Source organism: Paenibacillus sp. lzh-N1, from assembly GCF_002872435.1.
In the GTDB taxonomy this organism is placed as follows: Bacteria; Bacillota; Bacilli; order Paenibacillales; family Paenibacillaceae; genus Paenibacillus; species Paenibacillus polymyxa_C.
The window spans coordinates 827247-835000 of the sequence record NZ_CP025696.1 but is presented as its reverse complement, the minus strand read 5'-3'; the positions used below and the strand labels follow the sequence as shown (position 1 = coordinate 835000).

Sequence of the window (7754 nt, the reverse complement as noted above, 5' to 3'; positions counted from 1 at the left end):
GAGTTGCACAGACAACCAGGATGTTGGCTTAGAAGCAGCCACCATTGAAAGAGTGCGTAATAGCTCACTGGTCGAGTGACTCTGCGCCGAAAATGTAACGGGGCTAAACACACCACCGAAGCTATGGCTTGATGCTTGCATCAGGGGTAGGGGAGCGTTGAATGCGGATTGAAGGTGTACCGGAAGGAGCGCTGGACTGCATTCAAGTGAGAATGCCGGTATGAGTAACGAAAAGATCTGTGAGAATCAGATCCGCCGAAAGCCTAAGGGTTCCTGAGGAAGGTTCGTCCGCTCAGGGTAAGTCGGGACCTAAGGCGAGGCCGATAGGCGTAGTCGAAGGACAACAGGTAGAAATTCCTGTACCACCGTAATCCGCTATGAGCGATGGGGTGACGCAGTAGGGTAGTGACGCGGACTGATGGATGTCCGTCTAAGCAGTGAGGCTGATGTGTAGGCAAATCCGCACATCGTTAAGGCTGGGCTGTGATGGGGAGCGAAAATTATAGTAGCGAAGGTCATGATCTCAGACTGCCAAGAAAAGCCTCTAGCCAGGAGAAGGTGCCCGTACCGCAAACCGACACAGGTAGGCGAGAAGAGAATTCTAAGGCGCGCGGAAGAACTCTCGTTAAGGAACTCGGCAAAATGACCCCGTAACTTCGGGAGAAGGGGTGCCTCGGTAGGGTGAATAGCCCGAGGGGGCCGCAGTGAAAAGGCCCAAGCGACTGTTTAGCAAAAACACAGGTCTGTGCGAAGCCGCAAGGCGAAGTATACGGGCTGACGCCTGCCCGGTGCTGGAAGGTTAAGGGGAGTGGTAAGCTCGCAAGAGCGAAGCTATGAACCGAAGCCCCAGTAAACGGCGGCCGTAACTATAACGGTCCTAAGGTAGCGAAATTCCTTGTCAGGTAAATTCTGACCCGCACGAATGGCGTAACGACTTGGGCGCTGTCTCAACGAGAGATCCGGTGAAATTTTAATACCTGTGAAGATGCAGGTTACCCGCGACAAGACGGAAAGACCCCATGGAGCTTTACTGCAGCTTGATATTGAATTTGGGTACGATCTGTACAGGATAGGTGGGAGCCGTAGAATCTTGAGCGCCAGCTTGAGAGGAGGCATCCTTGGGATACCACCCTGATCGTATCTAGGTTCTAACTTGGTACCGTAATCCGGTACGAGGACAGTGTCAGGTGGGCAGTTTGACTGGGGCGGTCGCCTCCTAAAGAGTAACGGAGGCGCCCCAAGGTTCCCTCAGAATGGTTGGAAATCATTCGAAGAGTGCAAAGGCAGAAGGGAGCTTGACTGCGAGACCTACAAGTCGAGCAGGGACGAAAGTCGGGCTTAGTGATCCGGTGGTACCGCATGGAAGGGCCATCGCTCAACGGATAAAAGCTACCCTGGGGATAACAGGCTTATCTCCCCCAAGAGTCCACATCGACGGGGAGGTTTGGCACCTCGATGTCGGCTCATCGCATCCTGGGGCTGAAGTAGGTCCCAAGGGTTGGGCTGTTCGCCCATTAAAGCGGTACGCGAGCTGGGTTCAGAACGTCGTGAGACAGTTCGGTCCCTATCTGTCGTGGGCGTAGGAAATTTGAGAGGAGCTGTCCTTAGTACGAGAGGACCGGGATGGACGTACCGCTGGTGTACCAGTTGTTCCGCCAGGAGCACCGCTGGGTAGCTATGTACGGAAGGGATAAGCGCTGAAAGCATCTAAGCGTGAAGCCCCCCTCAAGATGAGATTTCCCAGTATGTAAGACCCCTTGAAGACGACGAGGTAGATAGGTTGGGGGTGGAAGTGCAGTAATGCATGGAGCTGACCAATACTAATCGGTCGAGGGCTTATCCTAAAGATAAGACGCAATAAGTTTCGGATCCAGTTTTCAGGGTGTAACCTTGAAGTTAGAATTTGCGAGGCAAATTCATGTTTGGTGGCGATAGCGGAGGGGTTCCACACGTACCCATCCCGAACACGACCGTTAAGCCCTCCAGCGCCGATGGTACTTGGACCGCAGGGTCCTGGGAGAGTAGGACGTTGCCAAGCAACAAGTAAAAAAGATCATGATCTCACTGAGATCATGATCTTTTTTTTGTGTTAAATTTCAGTAGTATTTTTTATTAGAGTAAGTTAGTTATAAGTTCGACTGAATCTGTGGATATTAGCTAGTAAATAGATAGACATTTTTTAAAGAAAATTAGTACCAGGTATTAGTATCTGGTGTTATAATATGAATAAGAATTATAAAGGAGAGTGATCAGAATGTTGAATTCAAAAGCAAAGTTAACGGCCCTTGGCACTTATGTACCTGAACGGATTTTAACAAACGCCGACTTGGAGAAACTTGTGGAAACTAGTGACGAGTGGATTGTACAACGAACGGGTATGCGGGAACGACGAATCGCGGCTGAAGATCAGTACGTATCTGATTTATGTATACAAGCTATTAAACGTATGGTTAACCTTTATAACGTAAATGTGGACGATGTTGACATGATCATTGTAGCGACAAGTACACCTGATTACTATTTTCCAAGTACGGCTTCCCGTATTCAGGCTTATTTTAATATTCCAAATACAGGATCAATGGATGTTAGTGCTGCATGCGCAGGCTTTGCCTATGGACTTCATTTGGCGAATGGTCTTATTACGGGTGGTCTACATCGTAAGGTTCTAGTGATTGGAGCAGAGACATTATCCAAAATTACAGATTATACCGACCGGACGACATGTGTTCTTTTTGGAGATGGAGCAGGAGTCGCACTTGTTGAATATGACGAGGATGAAGGATCATTTTTGACCGCAGATATAGGAACCTTTGGGCAAGGTGGAGCACATCTTTACCGCGCAGGATTATCTAACTATTTGGATGGAGAGAAGCTGCAAGATAATGGCTTTATTGCTCAAAATGGACGTGAGGTTTATAAATGGGCTGTACGCTCTGTTCCAGCTGGCATCGAAAGATTAATGGATAAGGCAAATATGGAGAAAGAAGACCTTGACTGGTTTGTACCTCATAGCGCTAATCTGAGAATGATTGAGTCCATATGTGAAAAAAGTACAGTACCTTTAGAAAAAACGCTGACGAGTGTAGAGTTTTATGGCAATACCTCGGCGGCGTCCATTCCGTTGGCTTTACAGTGTGGATTGGATGATGGGCGTTTAAGATATGGACAACATGTGGTGTTATATGGATTCGGGGGAGGCCTGACCTATGCGGGTCTGCTAATAAAATGGAGTGTGCCTGATTTGTAAGTTGGTCTAATTAATGCATAAGCAATAGTAATAGTAAGGAAAGATCATGTTGATAAAGAGACGTTGGTTGGCATTAGATTTATCGTAAGATGGCAGGATGGTATAATTAACATTATGAGAGAAAGGAGCGTAACATGAAGGTATTGGTATTGGCAGAAAAACCATCCGTGGCCAGAGAGATTGCACGTGTGATGGGCAGCCGAGAGAAGCATAAAAGTTATATAGAAGGACCTAAGTATGTAGTGACATGGGCTTTGGGTCATTTGGTCGGATTAGCAGAGCCTGAGGATTACGATTCTAAGTATGCGACTTGGAACTTGGAGGACTTGCCCATTCTTCCGAAGAACTCCAAGTTAAAGGTATTGCGGGAAAGTAATCATCAGTTCAAAGCTGTACAGCAGCTTATGAAACGACAGGACATTGGAGAACTTATCGTGGCAACAGATGCTGCTCGTGAAGGAGAACTGCTGGCACGATGGATTATACAAATGGCAAACTGGAAAAAGCCTTTCCGACGCTTATGGATTTCCTCGCAGACGGATAAGGCAATTAAGGCAGGTTTCGCGAAATTATTGCCTGGCCAGCAGTTTGATCGTTTATATGAATCGGCTCGCTGTAGGGCTGAAGCAGACTGGATGATTGGTCTCAATGTAACCCGCGCGTTAACGGTTCGTTATAACGCTCAGCTTTCGGCTGGAAGGGTACAGACACCGACACTGGGGATGATTATGGAACGTGAGAAAGAGATCACCCAGTTTCGTTCTCAGGAATATGATACTTTGACGGCTGATTTTGGCCATTTTCAGGCAACATGGCGGGCAGAAAATGGGGATTCACGTATGTTTGACCGTACTCAGGCAGAGACTTTGCGCCACAGGCTTGAGGGGGCCAAAGGTACAGTTGTGAGTGTTAAAAAGAGTGAAAAAAACGAGCCTCACCCGCTGGCGTATGACTTAACTGAGCTGCAACGAGATGCTAACCAGCGCTACGGCTTCTCAGCCAAACAGACGTCCAATGTTCTTCAGCGTCTGTATGAGCAGCATAAGCTGGTGACCTATCCGCGTACAGATAGCCGTTATCTTACATCCGATATGGTGGATTCACTTAAGGAAAGGCTCAGTAGCGTAGCAGTAGGTCCGTATGCTTCTTTAGCACGTCCGTTATTGCGTAACAAATTGCCAATCACAAAGCGAGTTGTGGATGATAGTAAAGTCACAGATCACCATGCGATTATACCTACTGAGCAGACATTATTGCTTAATCAGTTAAGCCCAGAGGAACGTAAGCTGTATGATCTGATTGCACGCCGTTTTATCAGTTTGTTCTACCCACCTGCACGTTATGATGCTGTAGCTGTATCGGTCATGGTGGGGCAGGAAACATTTCAGGTAAAAGGTACAACCATAAAAGATAGTGGTTGGCGTGCTGTATATGACGAAAGTCATTATGAATTGGACGATGAAGAGATAGATGATCGTGAAAATAATGGACGGGGCGTTATTTTGCCTGAGCTGAAAAAAGGAGACTCCGTCCAATTGCAGCGTTGTATTGTACGAGCTGGACGAACGATGCCGCCGAAGCGTTATACAGAAGCAGCCCTGCTCGCTCAGATGGAAAAGCACGGCCTGGGTACACCAGCTACCCGTGCAGATCTGATCGAGAAACTCGTCAGCTCGGATACGATAGAGCGCCAGGGGAACGTGATGCATCCAACTGGTAAAGGCAAGCAACTGATCGAACTGGCGGCTCCACAGCTACGAACGCCCGAATTGACGGCACGTTGGGAATCGGAGTTGGAACGGATTGCCCGTGGTCAAGGACAACCTGAGCCATTTTTGAATTCTATCCGTGCTATGGCGAAAGAATTGGTTTCTACTGTGAAAAATAGCAGCGCGGAGTACAAGCCCCATAACGTAACGAATAGCCATTGTCCGGATTGTGGTACAAAGTTGTTGGAGAAAAAAGGGAAGAAAGGCAAGTTCCTTGTATGTCCAAGTGCGGATTGTGGTTACCGTCGTTCAGGGGAAAAACGCTTGTCCAATCGACGTTGTCCACAGTGTCATAAAAAAATGGAAATGAAAGAGGGCAAAGCAGGTCTGTATGTAAGATGCTTACCCTGCGGCATTACGGAGACGCTGGATAAGGACAAGCAACGGGTAAACAAACGGGAACAGCAAAAGCTAGTAAAACAGTTTGAAAAGAAGGATTCTTTTGGCTCCAGTTTGGGGGATTTGTTAAAAGCAGCAATGGAGCAAAAGCAGGGCGAATAAAGATTGGCCAGAACGTGCTATAAGCTACACAATTAGCAGGCGTATGTCGGTATAAAAAAGCTTACTCCTTGGCATGGTAATCCGAGGAGGTGAGTATTTATGCCCAAGCATAAGCCGCTTAAAATCAATAATCAGCAAAATAAATCAAGTATACTGGAGGAAGAAATCGCTGCTCATCCAGAGAAGCAAGCTAAATATCCTCCAAGCTTGAATGGGATTCCCAAACAGCAGTCTTGATGCTGCCTGTAAGGGAAAACGAATGGCTGTATAAGACCAGAACGATTGGAAACCAGATAAATTAGTTATCGGTCCCAGACTCTATTTTCTTGCATAAAAGAAGCAGCAGTACGGCGGTCAACCGTAACTGCTGCTTCTTTTTCATAATAAGGAAGTTGTATTTATTTGACTTGGAATGACTGCTCTTAGTATTCATTAAAGAAAGATTGAATTTGGTTCACATCGTGCGTTTGGGTCAAAGCGAGCATGAGCAAAATCCGTGCTTTTTGCGGATTGAGCGAATCAGTGGACACAAAGTTCGAAGCTGCGTCTTTTGTCGACGGGGACACAACTCCACTTCCTACGCGGGTAGAGCGGGCAATAATAACTCCTTTTTTACCTGCAGCCTCTGCGCCTTCTGAGGAGGTCTTGGACAAGGAACCATTACCGGAACCAGCGACCACTATACCCTTGGCACCAGCTGCTACGGCTGCATCATACAGGTAGCGACCGTTGTTTTGATATTCGTATAAAATATCTACTTGTGGTAGCTGGGTGAGATTAGAGATATCGAATACAGAAGAAATTGTGTGCTTATGAGTGGATTTGTTGTAGTAGTATACTTGATCGCCTACTACAGCTCCAAGGTATCCCTGCTCTACAGACTTGAACGTATCGACTGCTGTTGTGTTTGTTTTCGTGATATATCTTGCTGCACCGATGCGATCGTTCAGCAGTACGAGTACACCCTGGCCTTTAGAGGCCGAAGCACCGGCAACTTTTACAGCATTATAAAGGTTGAATGGACCATCGGCACTGATGGCAGTAGCTGGGCGCATAGAGCCAACAACAACTACAGGCTTATCGCTCTTAACGACAAGATTGAGGAAGTATGCCGTTTCTTCCAATGTATCTGTACCATGGGTAATGACAATACCATCTACATCATCTCTGGCAAGCAGTTCGTTGGTGCGTTTGGCAAGTTTTAAGAGGATTTCATTATTAACATCGGGGCTACCTACGTTAACCACTTGCTCACCACTGACATTTGCAATACTTTTCATCTCAGGAACGGCATTGATCAAGGTTTCAACACCTAATGCACCTGCTTTGTAACCAGTTGTATCTGTGTTGACGGAGGATGACCCTGCAATGGTCCCTCCTGTGGCCAATATTTTAATATTGGGTAAATGATTGGTTTGTTTGTCCGGAGTAGTAGTGGTAGTAACAGTAGATACCGTTGTGCTGGTTGTAGCTGCGGTCGCAGCGTTAGCAGTAAATCCACCACTCCATAAGGTACTTCCGAGAATAAAGCTGGCCAACAGGGGAATCATTGTCATTTTTTTCATGTTAGTCATATAAAGCTCCTCTCCAATCTTAAACCTTGAAATATTAATGATAGATTAACTGACAAAAATTTTGTCGAATTACGTTAATATCACGCATTATAGAGTGTGAGAATATCTTTAGTCAATAACTATGTCATGAAATATGACACAAAGATTTGTTTTTATATATGTAATCGCTTTAATTATACCTGAATGGAAAAGATTTGAAAACAAAACAACAAGCAGAAATCTCATAAGGAGTCTGCTTGTTGTTTTTTGATAAAAGGTGAACAACTGAGTTTACCTTTAATTTTATTGAATGAGAGTGACAAGATGAAGTTGATGTCTTACGGTATTTACATGGTTCTACAGTTGAATACAGTTCCCATGATCAGGGGTTTTTGCTGTGCTGTTTTGTTGGCAAGCTGGCGCTGGGAGTTCCTTTTCCTTGTTTACGGTTACGTTCTGCCTTTTTTGCATTTTCTCGTAGCTTTTCAACGTACTCATGGGTGCTTTCCATCGTAGTTCCTCCTTTAAGACAAAATAGATGCACTCGGGAATTGCCCTCATACACCGTTACTATTTCCGCAAAAACGTTTTCCCAGTCAGAGAAGGCGTTGTTTCTATAAAAGGGGTGAGGTTATAATGAAGGAGAGAGCTCTATATAAGTCCTAATACCTCAAACTGGTACGG

General features: G+C 46.0%; 5 protein-coding genes and 2 rRNA genes (1 of these 7 only partly in view). 5 read left to right on the top strand and 2 right to left on the bottom strand.

What is annotated here, in order from left to right; genetic code table 11:
- The 5 genes from C0638_RS03755 to C0638_RS25280 all read left to right on the top strand — a co-directional run.
- Positions 1-1844, top strand: a 23S ribosomal RNA gene (locus C0638_RS03755); it begins 1084 nt to the left of the window's first position.
- Positions 1845-1921: 77 nt separating this feature from the next.
- Positions 1922-2038: ribosomal RNA gene (gene rrf / locus C0638_RS03750) — 5S ribosomal RNA — on the top strand.
- Positions 2039-2254: 216 nt separating this feature from the next.
- A complete protein-coding gene (locus C0638_RS03745; RefSeq protein WP_058710761.1) occupies positions 2255-3247 on the top strand; it encodes a ketoacyl-ACP synthase III in 993 nt (330 codons plus the stop codon).
- Between the two features lie 134 nt (positions 3248-3381).
- On the top strand, positions 3382-5517 hold the full coding sequence (locus C0638_RS03740; RefSeq protein WP_058710760.1) for a DNA topoisomerase III: 2136 nt from the start codon (positions 3382-3384) through the stop codon (positions 5515-5517).
- A gap of 99 nt (positions 5518-5616) precedes the next feature.
- Entirely contained in the window at positions 5617-5754 is a 138-nt protein-coding gene (locus C0638_RS25280; protein WP_016819760.1) for a hypothetical protein, read from the top strand.
- 185 nt (positions 5755-5939) lie between these two features.
- On the opposite strand, the gene C0638_RS03735 is transcribed toward C0638_RS25280, so the two are convergent.
- Together C0638_RS03735 and C0638_RS03730 are read right to left on the bottom strand one after the other, a co-directional pair.
- Positions 5940-7091, bottom strand: a complete 1152-nt coding sequence (locus C0638_RS03735) for a type II asparaginase (RefSeq protein WP_058710759.1) — start codon at positions 7089-7091, stop codon at positions 5940-5942.
- 361 nt (positions 7092-7452) lie between these two features.
- Positions 7453-7581, bottom strand: a complete 129-nt coding sequence (locus tag C0638_RS03730) for a DUF4023 family protein (protein WP_013369463.1) — start codon at positions 7579-7581, stop codon at positions 7453-7455.
- Positions 7582-7754: the final 173 nt, after the last annotated feature.

Bases quoted from the DNA above. Each gene is read 5' to 3' on its own strand.
- C0638_RS25280 (WP_016819760.1), top strand. From the start codon at position 5,617: ATGCCCAAGCATAAGCCGCTTAAAATCAATAATCAGCAAAATAAATCA.
- C0638_RS03735 (WP_058710759.1), bottom strand. From the start codon at position 7,091: ATGACTAACATGAAAAAAATGACAATGATTCCCCTGTTGGCCAGCTTT.
- C0638_RS03745 (WP_058710761.1), top strand. From the start codon at position 2,255: ATGTTGAATTCAAAAGCAAAGTTAACGGCCCTTGGCACTTATGTACCT.
- C0638_RS03740 (WP_058710760.1), top strand. From the start codon at position 3,382: ATGAAGGTATTGGTATTGGCAGAAAAACCATCCGTGGCCAGAGAGATT.
- C0638_RS03730 (WP_013369463.1), bottom strand. From the start codon at position 7,581: ATGGAAAGCACCCATGAGTACGTTGAAAAGCTACGAGAAAATGCAAAA.